A 21091-nucleotide genomic window follows, 5' to 3' on the forward strand; every position below is an offset into this window, starting at 1 on the left:
ACGGGTGTCTCGACTAGCCGACGGTGACCTTCAGCGAGGCGAGCACGTCGGACCGGGAGTCGGACACGAGCACTCGCACCGTGTAGGTGCCGGCGGTGGCCCAGGCGTGGCCGCCCTCGACGGTGGCCGTGCCGTCCGACGCGGTCGTCACGGCCGCGTCCTCCGTCACGGTGCCGTCGCCCCACTGGACGCGGGCCGTGTAGCCGGTCGACGCCGGGACGCCGCCCTTCGCCGTGCCCAGCGTGACGTCGGTGTCGGCGCCGGCCTTGGCCGTGGAGTCGGCGCCGGCCGCGACCTCGAGGGCCGAGCCGTTGTCAGCGACCGCGAAGACGTGGATCCGTCCCGTCGTCTTCGGGTCACCGGCCTGCGTCGGCAGCGTCACGGAGTCGACCGTCTTGCCGGCCGGGACCGTCAGCGGCGCCGTGGCGAAGAGCTTCACCTGGCAGCCGTCGGTGCCCGTCCCGTTGAGGCGGTAGGCCATCTGGATGGCGATGACGTTCCCGAACTGGGGCGAGCCACACCAGTCGCCGTACTGCACCTTGTAGCTCGTGCTCGAGCCGTCGGTGAAGTTGACGGTGGCGGTGGTGTCCTGGTTCTTCTGCGTCGCCGTGCCGATGAGCGACAGCTTCGTCGCCCCCGGGGCCAGGGTCACCGGGAGGGTCTGCCCCGCACCGGTGGCGTTGTCCTTGGTGCCGACCGGGACGCCCGGCATCGAGAAGCGCAGGTCGGTCCCGGGGACGCTCAGCAGCTTGCCCGGGACGCCGCCTGCAGCGACGAGCGCCTCACGGGACAGGCCCGCCCGGTCGCCGTCGCAGGGCACCGAGTCACCGACGTTGCCGAAGCACACGGAGTCGAAGCCTGCGGCATACGCCGGCGTGGACGCCTGGTGCACGGTGGCGCTGCCGAGCGTGGAGGCGGTCTCCTTGCCGAGGATCACGGAGACCTTCGGCTGGTACGGCCCGGGATCGGCATACGTGTGGCTCCCACGGACGGTGGACGAGCCGAGGTCACCGGCCTCGATCGTGCCGGCCGAGGTGCTCCCGTCACCCCAGGCGATGGTCGCCGTGGCGGAGGAGGCGTCCGTCCCCTTGGCGACGCCACCCGAGAAGGTGGCGACGGTGCCCGACCACGCCGTGTCCTCCGCGACCTCGAAGGGCTCGGCCGCCGAGACCTTCAGGCCGGTGTGCTGGGCCTTGGAACCGTCGGTGAGCAGCTCGAGCTCGGACAGGTTGGGCGCCGCGCCACCGGCCGTGGCCGTGACCACGAGGCGGTAGGTCGTGAACGTGCCCGTGTGTGCGATCTCGAACGGACGCGTCTGCACCCGCCACGGGAAGGTCTGGGCCGTCCTCGTGTCGAGCGTCTGCCACGTCTTGCCGTCGTCCTTGCTGCCCTCGAGGCGCCATGCCGACGGGTCGCCGGCCTTCGGTCCCGAGGTGACGGTGTACCAGGTGGCCCGCTGGCCGACGCCCGACAGGGCGAAGGTCACCGACGGCGTGGCCGACGTGAAGGCCACCGACGTGCGCGAGGTGTTGTCGAAGAGCGCCTTGGCGTCGTCGCCCGACGCGAGGTCGGTCGCCGTCGCGGTGCCGCGGCCGGGGCCGGTCGCGTCCTTGAGCGGGTTCGGCGCCTCGGTGCCCTGCGTCAGCGACGGCGGAGCGTCCTGGGCGCGGGACCCGAAGTCCGAGGGCTTGGCACCCATCGCGAAGTCGACCGTGGTCGGGCCCGCGATCTCGTCCTGGCTGATCGAGACGCTCTTGTGCTTGGCGCCGTTGACCGTGACGCCCTGGACGTAGATGTTCGTCTCGGAGTTGCCAGGCGCGTTGACGACGAGGTCACCCTGCGTGCGCTTGACCCGGACCTGCTCGAACTTCGGCGAGCCGATGGCCCAGTTGGCCGAGCCGACCTGGAGCGGGTAGATGCCGAGCGAGGACAGGACGTACCACGCCGACATCTCGCCGTTGTCCTCGTCGCCCGGGTAGCCCTGGCCGATCTCGCCACCGACGTAGAGCCGGCGCATGATCTCGCGGACCTTCTCGGCCGTCTTCCACTGCTGGCCGGTCCAGTCGTACATGTACGCGATGTGGTGGCTCACCTGGTTGCTCTGGCCGAGCATGCCCATCCGGACGTCGCGGGCCTCGAGCATCTCGTGGATGACGCCGCCGTAGCCGCCGGGCTTGGTCGCCGTCTCCGGCGTCGCGAAGAACGTGTCGAGCTTCTTCGCGAGCGCGTCACGGCCGCCGTAGAGGTTGGCCAGGCCGTTGCCGTCGAACGGGGCGTGGAAGGCGAAGTTCCAGGCGTTCGTCTCCGTGTAGTCCCCGCCCCAGGCCTCCGGGTCGAAGCTCGACGGGAACGTGCCGTCGGCGGCGCGGCCCTGGAAGAAGCCGACCTTCGGGTTGAAGAGGTTGCCGTAGTGCGTCGCCCGCTCGAGGAAGTACTTCGACTCCTCGGTCAGCTGGGCACGGCGCGCCTCCGGAGTGGCCGGGTCCTTGGCGAGCTTGGCCGCCATGGTCCCGATGCCGAAGTCGTTGACGAGCCCCTCCAGTCCCCACGACACGCTCTCACCGGTGTTGGTGCTCGTGTAGCCGAGGAAGGTGGAGGTGTCGAGTCCCTTGCGACCCACCGCACTCGACGTCGGGAGCACCGTCGCGTTCTTCACGGCCGCGTCGTATGCCGCGAGCGGGTCGGGCAGCTTGACGCCCTTCGCGTACGCGTCGGCGAAAGCGACGTCCGAGCTCGTGCCGGTCATGAGGTCGGCGTAGCCCGGCGAGCTCCATCGAGCGACCCAGCCGCCGTCGCGGTACTGCTGCACGAAGCCGTCGGCGATCTCGGCCGCCACCTCCGGGTAGAGCAGGCTGTAGGCCGGCCACACGGTGCGGTAGGTGTCCCAGAAGCCGTTGTTGACGTAGATCTTGCCGTCCTTGACGGCGGCGTTCGTCGTCGTCGCGGTGGCCGAACCCGACTTGGCCGCAACGGGGCTCGCGTACTGGTAGCGCGGAGCAGCAGCCGTGCCGGTGTTTTCGAACTGGCTGTTGGGGTAGAGGTTGAGGCGGTAGAGGTTGGAGTAGAGCGTCGTGCGCTCGGAGTCGTTGGCGCCCTTGACGCTGACGACGCCGAGGCGGGCGTTCCAGGCCTCCTTGGCCGCGGCACGCACGGCGTCGAAGTCGCGGGACGCGAGCTCGAGTGCGTGGTTCTTCTTCGCCTGGTCGAGCGAGATGAACGACGTCGAGAGCTTGAGCGTGACCTGCTTGTCGGTGGTCGTGTCGAAGGTCGCGTAGCGGGTGCCCGTGTGACCGTTCGGAGCGGTGCCGACTGCCGTGGCGGGCCGGTCGAACGTGCCGTAGACGAACATCCGGCTGCGGCCGGCGGACAGGCCGCTGCCGTTGTCGACCCAACCGGTCATCGTGCCCGAGGCCGCGTCGACGGCGAAGGTGCCGTTGTCGTCGATGGTGTCGACGACGAGGTGTCCCTTGACGGCCGAGGCCGGAAAGGTGAACCGGTAGACACCGCCGTGGTCGGCCGGGGCCGTCTCGGCGGTGAGGCCACCGGCTAGAGCGACCTTGTAGTAGTCGGGGTGAGCCACCTCGGTCGCGTGGTCGAAGGCGAGGCCGCGACCTGAGGCGCTGCCCGTCGGCGTGCCGGTCGCCACGGACGGCATGACCGACATCTGGTTGCGGTCACCCATCCACGGGCTCGGCTCGTGCGAGACCGCAAGACCTTGCAGCACAGGGAGGTTCGCCGCATTGTTGGCCGACTGGTAGTAGTACTCCCACGACTGGGAGGTGGCGTTGGTGACCGGGGTGAAGAAGGTGAAACCGTTGGGCAGCGCGCTGATCGGCAGGTTGTTGCCGCGCGAGAAGCTGCTCGATGCGTTGGTGCCGCGTCGCACGTCCACGTAGTTCGTCAGGTCGGCGCCGTCGATGACCGCCGGCTTCGCCTGCACCGAGACATCATCGATCCAGCCGCCGAAGCGGGTGTCCTTCGTCGCCCCGCCGGTGTTGTCGTAGCCGACGAGAACCCGGTCGATCGTCTTGCCGGCGGCGACCTTGCCGACGTCGAGGGAGACGGCGTTCCACTGGTTGGCGTAGAGGATCTTGCCCTTGCCCTGGCCGCTCGGGCTCGCGGCGACTCCGTGCTGGTCGTCGGCGCCGAGGTCGGACAGGTAGGTGCCGTCCGTGAAGCGGACGTCGAGGGCGGCATACGTCGACGGGTACTCGAGGTCGCCGGCGATCATGTCGGGGAAGATCTTGTAGCTGAGCCGGGTCTGCGCGGTGACCGGTAGGTCGACGTCGAACAACCGGTTCCACGCGTAACCACGGCCGTCGGCGGTGTGGCCGCCGGAGTAGCGCAGCGCCTTGACGCCGGTCCAGCCGACGAGCGGCTTGATGTTGAAGCCGGAGATCGGGCCGGAGCCGACGACGGTCTTCATCGGTGTGGCCGGGCCGGATCCGGTGCTGCCGTCGGAGAGGTCCCAGTCGGCGAGCTGGACGATGCCGCCGGAGTGGACCGCGGTCACGTCGAGCCGGTAGTACGCATACGTCGCCGGCGTCGTGACATCGAAGGTGCGCTTGGCGAAGCGGCCCGAGAAGTCGATGCCGGTCCGGCGGTCGAGGTCGGTCCACGTCGTGCCGTCGCTCGAGCCCTGGAGGGTGAAGTCCTTGGGGTCGCGCTCGGGCGAGTCGTTGGCCGAGGTCAACGAGTAGCGCAGCGCCTTCGCCGGCGTGCCGAGCTGGTAGCGCACCCAGCCGGCCGAGGCGAAGGCGAGCCACTTGCTGTCCGGGTTGGCGTCGGCGAGGTTCGAGGCGACCTCACCGGGCGCGTTCTCTGCGCTCGCCGTGACCCCGACGACCGACCCGAGGAGGCTCCCGTCCGCGCTCGCGGTGCCGGAGACGTTCTGCTGTCGCGGTCCATGGGCGCCCACCTCGACGGTGGAGAGCTCGGGCTGCGGTTGACCGGTCTCGAACGAGGTCGAGAAGTCACCCGCACCGGCAGCGGCGGCGGGTGCCGACCGCGGCGCCCCGGCAGTGCCGCCGAGCGCATCCGCCTGGGCGGGACCGGCGATCGCCCCTACCGTCGCCGTGGCCAGGACTGCCAGGGCGATGACGCCCCTGTGGATCCCGGTTCTCTTGGACATGGGTTCCTCCGTGCTCGTCGTTGAGCCGCTCGTCTTGAGCCGTGCTGAGTCTGAGTCGGCACCAGCGACGCCGAGCCGCGTTCCGACCCTGCGAGACTTCCCCTACCGGACAAAGGGCGTCAACCGCTCAAAACGATCCTGTCCGGTCCGGACATCGAATCGGACAGAACTTCGTGTTTCGGGCCGGCGCCGGCACGCTGACGTTGCGATCCCTGCCGTCCTCTGGTCAGACTGCGGGCATGACAGCGTTGTCTGACCATCGGACAGCCACCCGCCCGACCATGGCCGACGTCGCCGCCGAGGCCCACGTCTCCGTCAAGACCGTCTCGCGCGTGGTCAACCACGAGCCCGGCGTGCGTCCCGACACGGCCGAGCGGGTCCGCGCCGTCATCGAGCGGCTCGGCTTCCGTCGCCACGACGGCGCCCGCCTCATGCGCCAGGGCCGGACGTTCACCATCGCCCTCGTCGTCGAGGACCTCGCCAACCCCTTCTACTCGCAGATGGGTGCGGCCGTCGAACGCGAGGCGCGCATCCGGCAGCACCAGCTCATCACCGCCTCCGCCGAGGGGTCCCCCTCCCGCGAGCGCGCCGTCATCGAGGCACTGGTGGACCGCCGGGTCGACGGCATCATCGTCGTCCCCGCAGATGAGAGCGCGTCCTCGGATGCCGTCCTCGAGGCGAGCCACACCCCGATCGTCTACATGGACCGTCCGGTCCGCGGCACCCCCCGGGACACCATCCTCAGCGACAACCCCGGCGGCATCCGCAGCGCCGTCGAGCACCTCGTGGCGCACGGCCACCGCAACATCGCCTTCTACGGGGACGACCCCGCCTTCTGGACGGCGCGGCAGCGCCGCGACGCATTCGTCGCGACCCACGAGGGCCTCGGTCTGCCCAGCAGTCCGCGGGTCTCCATGGGTCCCCACACGGCCGCCTCGGTGCAGGAGACCCTGACGCAGTGGTCGCGGGGCCGCGAGCCGGTCACCGCGGTCGTCACGGGCAACAACCGCATCACCATCGCCGCCCTGCTGGCCCTGCGGGAGCTGCGCCTGCCGCTGTCGCTCGTGGGCTTCGACGACTTCGAGCTCGCAGGCCTCATCGACCCTCCGGTCACCGTCGTGCACCAGGACCCCGCTGCCATGGGGCAGAAGGCCGCCCAGCAGCTCTTCGCACGCCTGCTCGGCGACGAGTCGCCGGCCCAGACCGTCGTCATGCCGACCCGGCTGATCGTGCGCGCCTCCGGCGTGCGACGTGCGACATCACAGCGCTGAGTCGCCGAAGGCGTCCCCCACCGACCCGAGGAACACCTGCCCGTGTCCGAGACGACCGTGTCAGACCCGACCCGCCTGCCGAGCCCGCTGGGCAGCGCACCTCGGTTGCGACCACGGCAAGACGGAGGCGTGGATCGTCCTCGACGCCGAGCCCGGCGCCTGCGTCTGGGTGGGCTTCCGCGAGGAGCTCCCGACTAAGCAGCTGGCCGAGCTCGTCGAGGCCCAGGACGAGCGCCTCCTGGCCGCTCTCCACCGCATCGAGGTGTCTGCCGGTGGCACCGTGCTCATGCCCGGCGGCCAGCCCCATGCCATCGGCGAGGGTGTGTTCGTCCTCGAGCTGCAGGAGCCGACCGACCTGTCGGTCATGCTCGAGCACCGCCGGTTCGGTCTCGAGGAGGCGCACGCGTTCCTCGGGCTCACCGTCCCCCGCGCCCTCGAGAGCGTCGACCGTGGTCCTCAGTCAGTCGTGCGGCGGATGAAGGCCCGCACCGCCAGGGGGGCGACGACGGCGGTGATCGCGACCGACCAGATCACCGTCGTGAGGACGGGATAGTGAAGGGGCAGAGCGGCGTCGGGCAGGGCTGCCGGACCGTTGCCCCACAGCTCACGCATGGACTGGACGAGTGAGCTGATCGGGTTCCACTCGGCGATGGTGCGCAACCAGCCGGCCATGCCCACCGTCGGTGCAAAGGTGTTGGCCAGGAACGTGATCGGGAAGATCGTCGTGAACATCAACCCGTTGACCGCCTCGGGCGAGCGCATCGACGAGCCGACCAGTATGCCCACCCAGATCATGGCGAAACCGAAGAGCAGCAGCAGCGCGAAGGCGAGCAGCGCCTTTCCGACGCCGTTGTGGATCCGCCAACCGATCGCCACGCCCGTCAGCGACATGACGAAGATGCCGATGCTCGAGTGGATGATGCTGTAGATGCTGCGCCCGACGAGCACCGAGCCCCGCGAGATCGGGAGTGAGCGGAACCGGTCGATGATGCCCTTGCCGAGATCCATGTTGAGGCCGATCGCCACGATGAATGCGGAGAAGGCCATGGTCTGGGCCATGATCCCCGGCATCAGCCACTCCCGGTAGTTGAAGCCAGGGATGACGATCGAACCTCCGAAGACGAAGGCGAAGAGGAGCACGAACATCACCGGTTGGATCGTGACGTCCGTGAGCATCTCGGGCTGGCGCTTGATGTGCTTGAGGTTGCGCCACACCATCATCGCGATCTGCCGCGCGCGGCCGGGTGGCTCGTAGTCGTGCGGCGCCGTCCGCGCGCTCGTGGGGGCCACGCCGGTGGTGGAGGTGGTGGTGGCGACGGTCCGGTCGGTCATCGGGACTCCTTGGCGGAGGTGGAGCTGGTGTCGGGGGACTCGCCGGAGCCGGGAGCGTCCGGCTCGGTGCGGTGTCCGGTGAGGCTGAGGAACACGTCGTCGAGGCTCGGACGCTGGAGGCCGAGGTCGTCGAGGACGATGTCGCTGCGCTCGAAGACCGCGGCGACCCTGGTCATGTCGTGCAGGCCCTCGGCGGGGGCGGTGAGGCGTCGCGCCGGGACGTCGACGTGGACCCCCTCGACATGGGCGGCGAGCAGGGCGCGGGCGGCCTCGACCTGGTCGGCGTGCGAGACCGTGAGGACGATGGCGGCCTGACCCGACTGGTCCTTGAGCTCGAGCGGCGTGCCCTCGGCGATGATCCGGCCGTGGTCGATGACGACGATCCGGTCGGCGAGCTGGTCGGCCTCCTCGAGGTACTGCGTCGTGAGCAGCAGCGTGGTGCCGTCGCGGACGAGGTCGCGCAGCACGTCCCAGAGCTCGACGCGGCTGCGCGGGTCGAGGCCCGTGGTCGGCTCGTCGAGGAACAGCACGGGCGGCGTCGCGATGAGGCTGACCGCGAGGTCGAGCCGGCGACGCATGCCGCCGCTGTAGTCCTTGACGACCCTGTTGCCGGCGTCGGTGAGCGAGAAGCGCTCGAGCAGGTCGCCGGTCAGCCGGCGCACCTCTCCCTTGGGCAGGCCGTAGAGCGAGCCCATGAGCCGGAGGTTCTCCCGGCCCGTGAGCAGCTCGTCGACGGTCGCGGCCTGGCCCGTCAGGCCCATGCTGCGGCGGACCAGCTCGGGCTCACGGACGACGTCGTGGCCGGCGACGCGGGCGGAGCCGCTGGTGGGTTGGCTCAGGGTCGTCATCATGCGGACGGTGGTGGTCTTGCCGGCGCCGTTGGGGCCGAGCAGACCGAGAACCGTGCCCTGCGGCACGGAGAAGCTGACGTCGTCGACGGCCGTCATGTCGCCGAAGCATTTGACGAGGTGCTCGGCCTCGATGGCCGGGCCCGAGGACCGTTCGCGCGCGGCGCGCGCATCGGAGGTGATGGTCATGTGAGGGCTCCCCAGAGAGTCGTGCGTGAGGTGTGAGCTGCCGCGTTGACCACGGTAGGCGTCATCACCGACAGCCTCGATGACGAAGTGAACGCCGTCAACATCTTTCTCCTCCAGCACCCACCCTCGGCACGCCGCTCCGTGAGTTCGCCCACGGCGTACGCCCTTCCGAGTCTCACCGGGCACCATCCGGACGCTCCCGTGCGACGCTGGACGAACGCACCCAGATCGGAGACGGCCATGACCCAGATCGCCCCGCGCCCGCACCCCGGCGTCCGCACCCCGCTGCTGCGCGAGGTCTACGGCCGGCTCCTGCGCGGCCTGCGCACCCGCCAGGGCCGCACGCTCGCCGAGGTCGCCGCCCGCGCCGGCATCTCGGTCGCCTACCTCTCCGAGGTCGAGCGCGGCCTCAAGGAGCCCTCGTCCGAGGTGCTCGAGGCGGTGTGCGTGGCGCTCGGGTCGAGCATCACCGGCCTCGTGGGCGCGGCCCACCGCGAGCTGCGCGACCTCGTCGGCGACGTCCCGAACGGAGGACGTGTCCTGGACCTGACGTCCCGCGCCGGGTCGAGCATCGCGTCCCCTGCGGAGGCGCCGGCGCCGACCGGCACCCTCGCCGACACCACACGATCGGTGCTCCTCGCGGCGTGACGATCGACGGAGCCCCCGGTCAATCCCCGTCGAGGCGGACCTCCGTCGCGCGCTCGACGACGTGGTCGACGACGCCGAACTCCACGGCCTCCGCGGCCGTGAGCACCTTGTCGCGGTCGGTGTCGAGGCGCAGCTGCGCGACCGAACGCCCGGTGTGCAGGCTCAGCACCTCCTCGACCTGCGTGCGCACTCGCAGCAGCTCGTCGGCCTGCAGGGCGAGGTCGCTGACCGTCCCCTGCCCACCCGCGGACGGCTGGTGGAGCAGCACCCGGGAGTGTCGCAGCGCGAAGCGCCTGCCGGGCTCCCCTGCCGCGAGGAGCACGGCCGCGGCGGACGCCGCTTGGCCGAGGCAGTACGTCGCGACGGGCGCCGGCACGAACTGCATCGTGTCGTAGACGGCCATGAGCGCCGTGAACGAGCCCCCGGGGCTGTTGACGTAGAGCGACACCTCCCGGTCCGGTGCGACATCGGCGAGGTGGAGCAGCTGGGCCATGACGACGTTGGCGACCCCGTCGTCGATCTCCGTGCCCACGAAGATGATCCGCTCCTGGAGCAGCCGACTGTAGATGTCGAAGCTGCGCTCCCCGGCCGGGGTGCGCTCGACGACGTAGGGGATCGTGTAGCTGCTCACCGCAGTCCCACCTTCCGCTCGACACCGACCGGGCGGACGTCGGTCAGCGCGCTGACGACGTGGTCGACGATGCCGTATGCCGCGGCCTCCTCCGCACTGAACCAGCGGTCGCGCTCGCTGTCGTGGGTGATCTGCTCGACGGTCTGGCCCGTGTGCTGCGCCTGCAGCTCGTTGACCCGGCGCTTGACCGCCTTGAGGTTCGCGGCCTGGACCTCGACGTCGGCGGCGGTGCCCTGGATGCCGGCGGACGGCTGGTGCATCATGATCCGCGCGTTGGGCAGGGCGAAGCGCTTGCCGGGGGTCCCGGCGCCGAGGAGGAACTGTCCCATGGAGGCCGCGAATCCCACTGCGAGAGTGGAGACGTCGTTGGGGATGACGCGCATCGTGTCGTAGATGGCGAGACCGGCGGTGACAGAGCCTCCGGGGCTGTTGACGTAGAGACTGATGTCGGAGCGCGGGTCGCGCGCCGAGAGCAGGAGCAGCTGGGCCGTGATCCGGTTCGCGATCGGGTCGTCGACCTCCGCCCCGAGGACGATGATCCGTTGGTGGAGCAGCTGCATCGACAGCTGGTCGTCGAGCGCCGCTGGCATGGGTGAGTCGGTCATCCAGCCATCATGGGCGTGCACGGTACGGACGGGAATCCTGCTCTGCCACGGGCAGATCCGCCGAGAGCAGATGAGACGTGGTGCCCGCCGGGCCGGTTGGTGGCATGCTCGGGGCCATGGAAGCCGACGTCGTCGTCGTGGGAGCCGGTCTCGCCGGACTCGTCGCCACCGCTGAGCTCGCCGACCGCGGGAAGCGGGTCGTGCTCGTCGACCAGGAGGGCGAGCAGTCCCTCGGCGGCCAGGCCTTCTGGAGCTTCGGCGGGCTCTTCCTGGTCGACAGCCCGGAGCAGCGCCGGATGGGCATCAAGGACAGCCTCGAGCTCGCGACGCAGGACTGGATGGGTTCGGCCCAGTTCGACCGGGACGAGGACTTCTGGCCACGCAAGTGGGCCGAGGCATACCTCCACTTCGCCGCCGGCGAGAAGCGCGCGTGGCTGCACGAGCAGGGCCATCGGCTCTTCCCCGTCGTCGGCTGGGCCGAGCGCGGCGACGGGCGCGCCGACGGGCACGGCAACTCGGTGCCCCGCTTCCACATCACCTGGGGCACGGGCCCCGGGCTCGTGGAACCGTTCGTGCGACGGGTCCGTGCCGCCGTGGCGAGCGGTCGCGTGACCTTCGCCTTCCGCCACCGCGTCGACGAGCTCGTCCTGACCGTGGGCACCGTGACGGGCGTACGCGGTCGCGTCCTGGCGCCCGACGGGGTCGACCGCGGCCGGCCCAGCAGCCGCGAGGAGGTCGGCGACTTCGAGATCACCGCCCAGGCCGTCGTCGTGACGAGCGGGGGCATCGGCGGCAACCACGACCTCGTGCGGCAGGCCTGGCCGGAGCGGCTCGGCGCGCCACCGACCCGCATGGTAGCCGGGGTGCCCGCCCACGTCGACGGCCGGATGCTCGGCATCACGCAGGCGGCCGGCGGTCGGGTCATCAACCCCGACCGGATGTGGCACTACACGGAGGGACTGCGCAACTGGGACCCCGTCTGGGACAACCACGGCATCCGCATCCTGCCCGGCCCGTCGTCCCTGTGGCTCGACGCGCGGGGCCGCCGCTTCCCGGCGCCGTACTTCCCCGGCTTCGACACCCTCGGCACGCTCCGTCACATCACGCACAGCGGCCACGACTACTCGTGGTTCGTGCTGACCCAGCGGATCATCGAGAAGGAGTTCGCCCTGTCGGGCTCCGAGCAGAACCCCGACCTCACCGGCAAGGACGTCAAGCAGGTGCTCGGACGGGCCCGCAAGGGAGCGCCCGGACCCGTCGAGGCCTTCAAGCGTCATGGCGAGGACTTCGTCGTGGCGGACACCCTCGACGAGCTGGTCCGGGGAATGAACGCGCTCACCGGTGACGACCTCATCGACGTCGAGTCGCTGCGACGCACGATCGTGGCGCGCGACAACGAGATCGACAACGACTTCACCAAGGACGCGCAGATCACCGCAGTCCGCGGGGCGCGGAACTATCGCGGTGACAGGCTGATTCGCGTGGCGAGTCCGCACAAGCTGCTCGACCCGAAGGCCGGCCCGCTCATCGCCGTACGGCTCAACATCCTCACCCGCAAGACGCTCGGCGGCCTCGAGACCGACCTCGCCGGACGCGTGCTCGGGCCGGGCGGCGAGCCGCTCCCGGGGGTGTATGCCGCGGGCGAGGTGAGCGGCTTCGGCGGGGGCGGCATGCACGGCTACAACTCGCTCGAGGGCACCTTCCTCGGCGGCTGCCTCTTCAGCGGGCGCACGGCCGGCCGGTCGGTCGCCGCCGCGCTCTGAGCGTCCCCCGCCATCCCTCGAACCGGTGTCAGCTGACGTGGGCGGGGACGTCCAGCTGCTCACGCTTCTCGACGGGACCGGCCTCCGTCGGCTCGGGTGCCGTCCTGCGCTCTGCCGCCGTGGCGCCGAGGAGCACGAGAAGCCCCGACGTCGCGAAGCCCGCACCGACCCAGAGCGGCGAGGTCCAGCCGAGCCCGGCGCTGATGGCCAGGCCCGAGATCCAGACGCCGAGGAAGTTGCCGACGTTGAAGGCCGCGATGTTCGCCGAGGAGGCCATCGTCGGCGCTCCGGAGGCGTGGCCGAGGACCCGCATCTGCAGGCCGGGCACGGTCGCGAAGCCGAAGAAGCCCATGGCCAGCAGCATGGCCGCCGACCCCGCCTCGTTGCCCGACAGCAGCGCGAAGGCGACGAGCGAGACCGCGAGCGCGAGCGTCAGCGTGACGAGCGTGCGAGCCAGGGCGCGGTCGGCCCAGCGGCCTCCGAGGAGGTTGCCGGCGAAGAGGCCGACGCCGAAGAGGACGAGCAGCCACGGCACCGCCGACTCGTCGAAGCCGGTGACGCGGGTCAGGAGCGGCTCGACGTACATGAAGGCGCCGAACATCCCGCCGAAGACGAGGACGGTCATCGCGAGCGAGAACCAGACCTGGCGGTTGCGGAAGGCTGCGAGCTCGGCCCGCAGGGTTGCGGCACGTTCGGTGGGCTCACCGGACTCCGTCTCTGGGGCGGCGTCCGGGACGAGGACCGCGATGCCGACGGCCGCAACGACCCCGACGACGGCGATGAGTGCGAAGGTCGCGCGCCAGCCCCACTGCTGCCCGACGAACGTCCCGAGCGGGACACCGAGCACGTTGGCGAGGGTGAGCCCGCCGAACATGATGGAGATCGCGCCGGCCCGACGGTCGGGTGACACGAGCGAGGCTGCGAGCACCGAGCCGATGCCGAAGAAGGCGCCGTGGGCGAGGGCCGCGACGACCCGGCCGGCGAGGAGCATGCCGTAGCCGGTCGCCACCGCGGAGAGGGCGTTGCCGACGATGAACAGGACCATGAGGGCGAGCAGGGCGCGCTTGGGTCGCCAGGCGCCGAGCACGAGCGTCAGGCCCAGCGCGCCGACGACGACGGCCAGGGCGTAACCGCTGATGAGGTAGCCGGCCACGGGGATGGTGACCCCCATGTCGGTGGCGACGGTGCTGATGAGGCCGGCGATGACGAACTCCGTCAGGCCGATGCCGAAGCCCCCGAGGGCGAGGGCGATGAGACCGAGTGGCATGGGTGCCGAGTCCTTTCCTTGACAGGATGCGGGCGCCGATCCGAGCCTCTCTGCTTTCGCCGGTATGCCGCGTGTGCAACTAAGTGATGTCGAGTGACGTTAGTTGCAGGCGCGGCATATTGCAAACGCGCGTTATGATGGTGCGCATGGGAATCGCAGACTCCGCCGTCGAGGTGCGCGCCTCCGGGTGGCGCACCCTGGCCGCCCTGCACGGACACATCGAGAGCGCCCTCGAGCGAGAGCTCGTGCGCCGCCACGAGCTGTCCGTCGTCGAGTTCACCGTCCTCGACGCCCTGTCCCGTCAGGACGGCTGGCACATGCGGATGAGCCAGCTCGCTCGCGCAGCCGCCCTCTCGTCGTCCGCGACCACCCGGCTCGTCAACCGGCTCGAGGACCGCGGGCTGCTGACCCGGGTGCTCTGCGCCGATGACCGCCGCGGCATCTACACCGAGCTCACCGACAAGGGCTGGGCGCTCTACCGCGAGGCCGCACCGACCCACGACACGGTGCTCGAGCAGTCCCTCGAGAGCGCCGGCGAGGTGCCCGAGCTGGCCGCGCTCGTCCGGTTCCTGCACGGGACGCCCGGTGGCGGGACCCGCCGGGCCAAGGCGCGCTCCACGGCACCCGCCTGAGCGGCCGCGTCATTCGGGACCTTCAGCCCTGTTGGGCCACGAGCCATCTGGGCAGTCTGGGGTGCTGAGGCCGGGGCGCCCGGCACGAGGGAGGAACCATGAAGCTCGACGAGCTGCTCAGCAAGGCGAATGACACGATCACGGTCCGACGCGTCTACGGCGAGCCGTACGAGAAGGACGGCCTGACGGTCATCCCGGCCGCCGTCGTCACCGGGGGCGGGGGTGGTGGCTCCGGCCACGACGAGAAGGGCGAGTCGGGTGAGGGCGCGGGCTTCGGCATGGCCGGACGGCCGGCCGGCGCGTTCGTCATCAAGGACGGACAGGTCACCTGGCGGCCTGCCGTCGACCCGAACCGGCTCATCGCCATCGTCGGGCTCGTCGTCGCCGCCTACCTGGTGAGCCGTCCCCGGTTCTTCCGGGCCAAGGCACGGGCCGTCCGCGAGATCAGTCGCGCCCGGCGCCACCACTGAGGTCGGCGAGATCCGTCAGAGGCGGCCGCGGACCGGGGTGCGCTCGACGGGGTCGCCCCCGTCGGGCATGACCATCTCGGCCCGGACGCCGAGCAGACGCACCTCACGCCCCGGGTCGAGCGTCTGCGCCAGGGCGACGGCGGCCTCGATGACGTCATCGCGTTCGGTCGTCGGAGCCGGGAGCTTGCGGGCCTTGGTCGAGGTGTGGAACGGGGCGTAGCGCACCTTGAGCGTGACACGGAAGACCGGGCGTCCCTCCTTGACGGTGTCGTCGAAGGCCTGGGAGGCGAGCTCGCGCACGGCGTCCCGCACTTCCTCCGCCGTCGTGAGGTTGCGTTGGTAGGTGGTCTCCCGGCTGTGCGCCCGCGCGATCCAGGGCGAGTCGTCGACGACGGCCGACCCGATGCCGCGACCCAGCTGGGAGTACCAGAGGCCCATGCGCGGCCCGAACTCGCCGACGAGGACGGACTCGTCGGCGTCGGCGAGCTCGCGCACCGTCGTGATCCCGTGTGCGGCCAGTCGCTTGGACACCTTGGACCCGACGCCCCACAGGTCGATCGTCGGCCGGTCGCCCATGACGTCGAACCAGTTCTCCCGGGTCAGGCGAAAGGTGCCGCGCGGCTTGCCGAAGCCCGTCGCGATCTTGGCGCGCACCTTGTTGTCACCGATGCCGACGGAGCAGTGCAGCTCGGTCGCCTCGAGCACCGCTGCCCGGACTCGCTCGGCGAACGCCTCCGGGTCGTCAGCGTCGACCCCGAGGAAGGCCTCGTCCCAGCCCAGCACCTCCACGACGACCCCGAGCCCGCGCAGCGTGTCCATGACCCGCTCGGACGCCTCGGTGTAGGCCGGGGCGTCGACCGGGAGGATCACCGCGTCGGGCGCCTTGCGCGCGGCGAGGCGCAGCGGCATACCGGATCCGACGCCGAACTGACGGGCCTCGTAGCTCGCCGTGGACACGACGGCGCGCTCGGTCGGATCACCACGACCGCCGACGATGACCGGCAGGCCCGCGAGCTCGGGGTGACGCAGCACCTCGACGGCGGCGATGAACTGGTCGAGGTCGACGTGCAGCACCCAGGTGGTGCGACCTGCACTCATCCCGTCATTGTGCCCGTCGGGTGCGACGACGGCGCGCCGTCAGCCCTGCGCGGACCGGTCGCGTCGGGCACGCCGGGCCGCTCGCTCGCCGACCGGCTCACCTCCGCGGAAGGTGTAGGCGGCCGGGCCCTCGGAGGCCACCTCGCGGTCGGGGACCTCGGCGGCGTCCTCAGCATCGGCCTCGGCGACGTCGATCTCGGGAGCGGGTCCGGCGGCGGCATCCTGTGCCCGAGCCGCCAGCATGACGCCGTGGAAGAGCATGGCGGCGGCGAGCGCTGTCAGGGCGAAGGCCGAGATCATGAGGGGCATCTCCGTGTGCGAGCCGCCGATGGCGGAACGGAGCACATGCAGGCCACCGGCGATCGCCCCCACGATCGCGGCTCCGACGAACCAGATGATCGTGACCGGTGTCATAGGTGTACCCACGGAGTCACTGTCGCACAGGTCCGCACGGACCGAGCGCAGCCAGGGCACGACGCAACACGACCGGCGCCGCGCCTGTCCTGCCGGGACAGGTCGTCACCGGATGCGCTGGCCTCGCGGGCTTCGCGGGCTTGGACGCCTTCTCGGGCTTGGACGCCTTCTCGGGCTTGGACGCCTTCTCCGGCTTCGACGTCTTCGCCGGCTTCGCGGCCTTGACCGGCTTGACGGTCTTCGACGTCCCGGGGTCGTTCGCCCGGCCGGAGCTCGGGGTCAGCGCATCGGGCGAGAGGGTCGGGACTCCACCACCCACCATCGAGCGCGCGGCCGGCGCCGACGTGTCGATCTCGGCGCCGAACGCCGATGGCGTTGGCGGCACTACCGGAGCCACCGGCATCCTCGAAGACGAGGCGACCGGTGACGGCGGCACGGCGGCTTGCGTCGACCGGGCGTCGGGGACCCAGCTCGAGCTGACCGGGACCAGCGCCGTCGCGACCTCGTCCTGGCGGGCGGGGCGGTCGCGCGGCATCACCGAGGCCGCCATCAGGGCCACGACGGCGACGCCGAGGAAGAGGCCGGCGCCGCGTTGGCCGCCGACCAGGGAGAGCGAGATGTGACCGCTCACGAGGGCAGCGCTGGCTGCCAGGAGGGTGGAGACGCCGATGACGACGAGGGCGCCCGTGACGCCGCCGACGAGGAAGCTGACGACGAGCAGGACGGCGAGCGCTGCGAAGCCCCGGACCATCCCCGCGGGTGCTCGGTGCGGAGCCCGGTGAGAGGCTCGAGCCTCTACGAGCAGGTCGACAAGCACCGGCTGGCCCGACGTGTGGTCGACCAGGAGGCTCGGGCGGCTCGGGCGGCTCGGCAGCGTGAAGGAGGCGTCCTCGATGGCCGCAAATCGGTCTATTTCGGACAGCACAGGGTCAGTGTGGGGCATCTCGGGCTGGGCGCGCACCTCGAGCTCGCCGTCAGGGGCGCGTCCGGGCCGCGGCGCCGACCCGGCCGCCGCCCACAGCTGCCAGCCGCGTGGGGGCACGGGCCAGGACGGGTCGGGCAGCCAGCGCTCGGGATCCCCATTCATGGGCGTCATGCTCGTCGTCACCGGACTCACACCTCCTGCGCTGGCACAAGGCACCGTGTCGCACCTGGTGCCCCTACGCGAGCACAGTAGGGCGGAACGTCAGGCTTTGTCCTGTAAATGGTAAAGAGAAGGCAAAATTCAGCGTAAATCGCTGCGCGGCGGCTCGAGAGGTGCCACCGGGTGCAGGTCGCCCGCGAGCCAGGCTCGGGTCTGGTCGGCGAAGTGCGGGTCGCGCGCGTCGCCGCTCGCCCCGAACGGCACGACCCAGCGGCTCGCGTCTCGGTCGCCGAGGTCCCAGACGTAACGCGCCACGGGACCGCCGTAGCAGTGGTCGGTCACCCCGGGCGCACTGGCGGCGGCGAGCACGCACCCCTTGTCCCCGCCCACGGGGTCGCGAGGCACGGCAGGCGCGCCGCCGGACCTGGTGAGCGCGTGGACGGGGTCGAGCCAGTGGCGCTCACCCCACGACGTCAGCGAACCCGCTTGAGCGGCAGCACGTTCGAGCGCCACGCGTACGCCCTCGCTGACCTCGATGCCGTGGTCCGGGCCGAGTCGGGCCATCGAGTGCCAGCCGGCACCGATCTGGGTCACGACGTCGGTCCACGCGGCGAAGAGGCTCGAGTGACCGCTCGGCTCGTGCAGCACCGCGAGGAGCGGATGCTCGGAGAACCAGTGCACGAGCGCCGTGCGCCAGGCGGCGAAGAGCGCCGCCCCCGTGCTGCCGGCGTCGCTGCGCCCGTCCCAGGCGAGCAGCTCCGACCGCACCGCTGCGGCGTCCCCGGTGACGTCCGCCGACCCGACGAGCTCGCGCATGAGGTCGGCCTGGCCGTTGAGGGTGTCGACGTGGATGGCCCCGCAGTGGTCCGCCGTCAGCCGCTCCCCTCTCTCGGCGGGCGACTCGAGGAGCGACCGGATGCGGTCGGCCCGGAACGACGTCGCGTACTCGATGCCGAGGCCCCCGCCGCTGCGCCGGTCGTTCGCGCTCACCATGACGTCGGGCACGTCGCGAGCGGGTCCGTTCCGGTAGCCGCGCCACTCGTGCCTCGGGTCCCAGGCCGCCACGGGAAGGACGGCGCCGATCTCGTCACGCTCGGGCACGCGACCGACGACGAGGTGCCGCATGCGGCCCGAGACGTCGGCGACGAGGGCGCTGTTGACCGGCTCGACCCACCGCGACAGCGCCGCCTCGACGTCGGCGACCGTGCGTGATCGAAGGAGCGGCAGGAAGGCGCTGAAGCCGAGGTCCTCCTCGACGTGCGTCGGGGTGCGCAGGCTGTAGGCGGCCGGGGCCGCGCCCGGCGGCGACGGCTGTACGTCGCCGACCGCCCGCTCCATCTCCGCCTCGAGCCCGGTGACGACCGGCCCGCGGGACGTCACGCCGACGGGCACGGTCACGTCGGCCCCGCCCCGCAGGCGCAACGTCTCGGTGGTGGCGCGCACCGGCTCCCAACCGCCCGGTCCCCTGGCCTCGAAGACCGGCGAGCCGTCCGCTCCGGTCCCCACATGGCGGAGGGACTCGAGCGTCAGGTCCTGGTAGTCGGCCATGGCGTTCGTGATGCCCCACGCGACGGTGCCGGTGTGCGCGAAGTGCTGCACGCCGGGCACGCCGGGGAACGTGAAGCCGACGACGTCGAACTCGGGGCACGCGAGCCCGACCTGCTGGTAGCAGCCGGGCAGCTCGATGGTGCGGTGCGGGTCGCCGGCGATGAGCGGCAGCCCGCTCGCGGTCCGGTCCCCACCGATGACCCAGGCGTTGCTGCCCGACGCCTCGGCGCGCTCGACGCCCTCGGCGTTGAGCAGCGCCAGGGCGTCCGTGCCGAGACGCTCGGCGACGTGCGCGTTGAACAGCTTCGACGGGAATGTCCCGAAGACCAGGTGGATGCCCCAGAAGATGCCGAGCGGCGTCCACGGCTCCCAGGGGCGCGGCGCCGCGGCATACGACCCGAGGTCGAGCAGCGCGACCTCCGGTGTCCCGGTGAGCCCCTCCGCGAGCGCTTCGTTGACACCGTCGACGTATGCCGTCAGCCACGTCCGCGTCTCCGCGTCCAGCCGCTCGAAGCAGCGCCGCACCGTCGGCTCGAGCAGCACCTGCCGGGCGAAGCGGTCCCACGCGAGCCCGTCGGCCCCGACGTACTCGGCCGTGCGACCCTCCATGCGCCACCGGTGGTGCTCGATCTGCCAGGCGCGGTCGAGAGCGGTGACCCGGCCCTGGAGCCAGGCCAGCTCCAGCAGGTCGTCGGCGCGCAGGTGTGGGACGCCGACGGGGTCGCGCCGCACCTCGGTGGTCACGTCGCGTCCTCCTCCGACCTGCTCGATCCAGCGGGGGCCTCAGCGTAGCGACGAGGTCTGACCAGCAGCTCGTGGAGCGCCTGCCCTCGGCCGCTCGACCACTAGGTTTGGAGCATGGCAGCGCGGGAGCGGAACGTGCTCGGCGGCGAGCTCGAGGCGTGCGGCACGGACCCCGTGACGGGCTTCTACCGCGACGGCTACTGCACGACCGGGCCCGAGGACCGGGGCAGTCACACCATCTGCGTCGTCGTGACGACCGAGTTCCTCGACCACCAGCGCAGCGTCGGCAACGACCTCGTGACGCCTCGTCCGGAGTGGCGTTTCCCCGGCCTGACGCCCGGCGACCGGTGGTGCGTCGTCGCCAGCCGTTGGCTCGAGGCGCACCAGGACGGCGCTGCTGCGCCGGTGTTCCTCGCGGCCACGCACGCGCGCGCCCTCGAGGTCGTGCCGCTCCAGCTCCTGCAGTCGTATGCCGCCGACGTCCCCGACGACCCGAGCTCGCTGCTGTGAGACGCCTCGAGGCCGACTGCTCGCAGTGCTTCGGCCTGTGCTGCGTCGCCCTGCCGTTCGCGCGGTCCGCCGACTTCCCGGTCGACAAGGCGGCGGGCGAGCCGTGCCGCAACCTGCTCGCCGTCGACCTGAGGACCCGGGTGGGAGGCCTGCTCCGGAGCGCGCGCGCCGCGGTGGGGACGGTTCGCGCATAGCGGCACGCGACAGCCGCGCACCGACGACAATCGAGGCACTGTCCACGTCGAGCACCGGAGTCGACCGTGTCTCGAGCCAGGGTTGCCGCAGCGCTCGCGCTGTCGTGCGCCCTCACCCTGGGGGCGTGCTCGTCCGGCACGCCCGTCATCGAGCTGAGCCAGGTCGCCGGAGCGTCCGGCACGCCGGTGCCGACGGAGACGGTGACGGTCACCGAGATCGACAGGCAGACCGTCACCGCGACGACGACGGTCGTGGCCACGGCGACCGTCGTGGCGACGCCCACGGTCACCGTCACCGCACCGGCGGCGCCGACCCTGACCACGAGCACCGTCTTCAACCGGCCCGTCGCACTCGCCGACTGCACGAGCCTCGTCATGGACGTGCGGCTGCTCGACCGGATGTCCTTGTCGGGCAATGCTGCAGCCCTCCAGCTCGACCTCATGGCCCAGCACCTGGCCCGGCTCGGAGCCAACGGTGCACCTCCGGGCCTCGACGCCCCCAGCTACTACGGCCGGCTCGCCTCCCTGGGACTCTTCGCCCGGGCCGCCTCGGGCGAGGCCAGGGCGAGCTCGCCCGTGGCGGCGAGCCGCTATGCCGTCATCCGCCAGGAGACCGGGGTCCTGCTGGCGCTCGTGAACGGAGCCCTGGCGACGACCTTCACGCTGCCGGCGCCCCCACCGCGACCGACGCCGACCACCACTCGCTGACGCG

Annotated in this window: 19 protein-coding genes; 9 read left to right on the plus strand and 10 right to left on the minus strand. The window is 71.4% G+C overall.

Features of this window, described 5'->3' with window-relative positions; translation table 11 throughout:
* Window positions 1-13 precede the first annotated feature (13 nt).
* On the minus strand, window positions 14-5131 hold the full coding sequence (locus AC1DIW_RS08690) for a GH92 family glycosyl hydrolase (RefSeq protein WP_478107445.1): 5118 nt from the start codon (window positions 5129-5131) through the stop codon (window positions 14-16).
* Between the two features lie 239 nt (window positions 5132-5370).
* Here AC1DIW_RS08690 and AC1DIW_RS08695 point away from each other — a divergent pair, with 239 nt between their 5' ends.
* Window positions 5371-6402 carry a LacI family DNA-binding transcriptional regulator gene (locus AC1DIW_RS08695; RefSeq protein ID WP_442277535.1) on the plus strand — a complete coding sequence of 344 codons (1032 nt, stop codon included), beginning with the start codon at window positions 5371-5373 and terminating at the stop codon, window positions 6400-6402.
* A 169-nt stretch (window positions 6403-6571) separates the two neighbouring features.
* Window positions 6572-6955, plus strand: coding sequence for a cupin domain-containing protein (locus tag AC1DIW_RS08700; RefSeq protein WP_478107447.1), 384 nt, complete (start codon window positions 6572-6574; stop codon window positions 6953-6955).
* On the opposite strand, the gene AC1DIW_RS08705 is transcribed toward AC1DIW_RS08700, so the two are convergent.
* On the minus strand, window positions 6859-7734 hold the full coding sequence (locus tag AC1DIW_RS08705; protein ID WP_478107449.1) for an ABC transporter permease: 876 nt from the start codon (window positions 7732-7734) through the stop codon (window positions 6859-6861). The two genes, AC1DIW_RS08700 and AC1DIW_RS08705, sit on opposite strands and share 97 nt — an antisense overlap.
* Window positions 7731-8771, minus strand: coding sequence for an ATP-binding cassette domain-containing protein (locus AC1DIW_RS08710; protein WP_478107450.1), 1041 nt, complete (start codon window positions 8769-8771; stop codon window positions 7731-7733). Before AC1DIW_RS08710 ends, AC1DIW_RS08705 begins: the two co-directional genes overlap by 4 nt.
* 240 nt (window positions 8772-9011) lie before the next feature.
* Between AC1DIW_RS08710 and AC1DIW_RS08715 the strand changes: the two genes are divergently transcribed.
* On the plus strand, window positions 9012-9419 hold the full coding sequence (locus AC1DIW_RS08715; RefSeq protein WP_478107452.1) for a helix-turn-helix domain-containing protein: 408 nt from the start codon (window positions 9012-9014) through the stop codon (window positions 9417-9419).
* Between the two features lie 19 nt (window positions 9420-9438).
* Here AC1DIW_RS08715 and AC1DIW_RS08720 read toward each other — a convergent pair whose 3' ends face one another.
* Entirely contained in the window at window positions 9439-10050 is a 612-nt protein-coding gene (locus AC1DIW_RS08720) for a ClpP family protease (protein ID WP_478107454.1), read from the minus strand.
* A complete protein-coding gene (locus tag AC1DIW_RS08725) occupies window positions 10047-10655 on the minus strand; it encodes an ATP-dependent Clp protease proteolytic subunit (RefSeq protein WP_442277541.1) in 609 nt (202 codons plus the stop codon). Before AC1DIW_RS08725 ends, AC1DIW_RS08720 begins: the two co-directional genes overlap by 4 nt.
* Before the next feature lie 116 nt (window positions 10656-10771).
* Between AC1DIW_RS08725 and AC1DIW_RS08730 the strand changes: the two genes are divergently transcribed.
* Entirely contained in the window at window positions 10772-12418 is a 1647-nt protein-coding gene (locus tag AC1DIW_RS08730) for an FAD-binding dehydrogenase (protein WP_478107457.1), read from the plus strand.
* Between the two features lie 28 nt (window positions 12419-12446).
* Here AC1DIW_RS08730 and AC1DIW_RS08735 read toward each other — a convergent pair whose 3' ends face one another.
* Complete coding sequence (locus AC1DIW_RS08735) at window positions 12447-13685, minus strand: MFS transporter (protein ID WP_478107458.1); 1239 nt, start codon at window positions 13683-13685, stop codon at window positions 12447-12449.
* Window positions 13686-13831: 146 nt separating this feature from the next.
* Between AC1DIW_RS08735 and AC1DIW_RS08740 the strand changes: the two genes are divergently transcribed.
* Window positions 13832-14317 carry a MarR family winged helix-turn-helix transcriptional regulator gene (locus AC1DIW_RS08740; protein WP_478107460.1) on the plus strand — a complete coding sequence of 162 codons (486 nt, stop codon included), beginning with the start codon at window positions 13832-13834 and terminating at the stop codon, window positions 14315-14317.
* A 98-nt stretch (window positions 14318-14415) separates the two neighbouring features.
* On the plus strand, window positions 14416-14787 hold the full coding sequence (locus tag AC1DIW_RS08745; RefSeq protein WP_478107462.1) for a hypothetical protein: 372 nt from the start codon (window positions 14416-14418) through the stop codon (window positions 14785-14787).
* 15 nt (window positions 14788-14802) lie between these two features.
* Here AC1DIW_RS08745 and AC1DIW_RS08750 read toward each other — a convergent pair whose 3' ends face one another.
* The 4 genes from AC1DIW_RS08750 to AC1DIW_RS08765 all read right to left on the minus strand — a co-directional run bounded on the left by AC1DIW_RS08750 (window position 14803) and on the right by AC1DIW_RS08765 (window position 19675).
* On the minus strand, window positions 14803-15885 hold the full coding sequence (locus AC1DIW_RS08750) for a DNA polymerase IV (protein WP_478107464.1): 1083 nt from the start codon (window positions 15883-15885) through the stop codon (window positions 14803-14805).
* Window positions 15886-15924: 39 nt separating this feature from the next.
* Complete coding sequence (locus AC1DIW_RS08755) at window positions 15925-16299, minus strand: hypothetical protein (protein ID WP_442277547.1); 375 nt, start codon at window positions 16297-16299, stop codon at window positions 15925-15927.
* 16 nt (window positions 16300-16315) lie between these two features.
* Window positions 16316-17386 (minus strand): hypothetical protein, encoded by a 1071-nt coding sequence (locus AC1DIW_RS08760; protein ID WP_478107466.1) that lies wholly within the window; start codon window positions 17384-17386, stop codon window positions 16316-16318.
* 138 nt (window positions 17387-17524) lie between these two features.
* Entirely contained in the window at window positions 17525-19675 is a 2151-nt protein-coding gene (locus tag AC1DIW_RS08765; protein WP_478107468.1) for a penicillin acylase family protein, read from the minus strand.
* Between the two features lie 114 nt (window positions 19676-19789).
* On the opposite strand from AC1DIW_RS08765, the gene AC1DIW_RS08770 reads away from it, so the two are divergent.
* The 3 genes from AC1DIW_RS08770 to AC1DIW_RS08780 all read left to right on the plus strand — a co-directional run bounded on the left by AC1DIW_RS08770 (window position 19790) and on the right by AC1DIW_RS08780 (window position 21087).
* The gene (locus tag AC1DIW_RS08770) at window positions 19790-20185 is read left to right on the plus strand and encodes a DUF2237 family protein (protein ID WP_442277550.1); all 396 of its coding nucleotides are present in this window, start codon (window positions 19790-19792) and stop codon (window positions 20183-20185) included.
* Complete coding sequence (locus AC1DIW_RS08775) at window positions 20182-20379, plus strand: hypothetical protein (protein WP_478107470.1); 198 nt, start codon at window positions 20182-20184, stop codon at window positions 20377-20379. Before AC1DIW_RS08770 ends, AC1DIW_RS08775 begins: the two co-directional genes overlap by 4 nt.
* 66 nt (window positions 20380-20445) lie before the next feature.
* Window positions 20446-21087, plus strand: a complete 642-nt coding sequence (locus AC1DIW_RS08780) for a hypothetical protein (protein ID WP_478107472.1) — start codon at window positions 20446-20448, stop codon at window positions 21085-21087.
* Window positions 21088-21091 lie beyond the last annotated feature (4 nt).

The organism is Terrabacter sp. 01T434 (assembly GCF_056398545.1).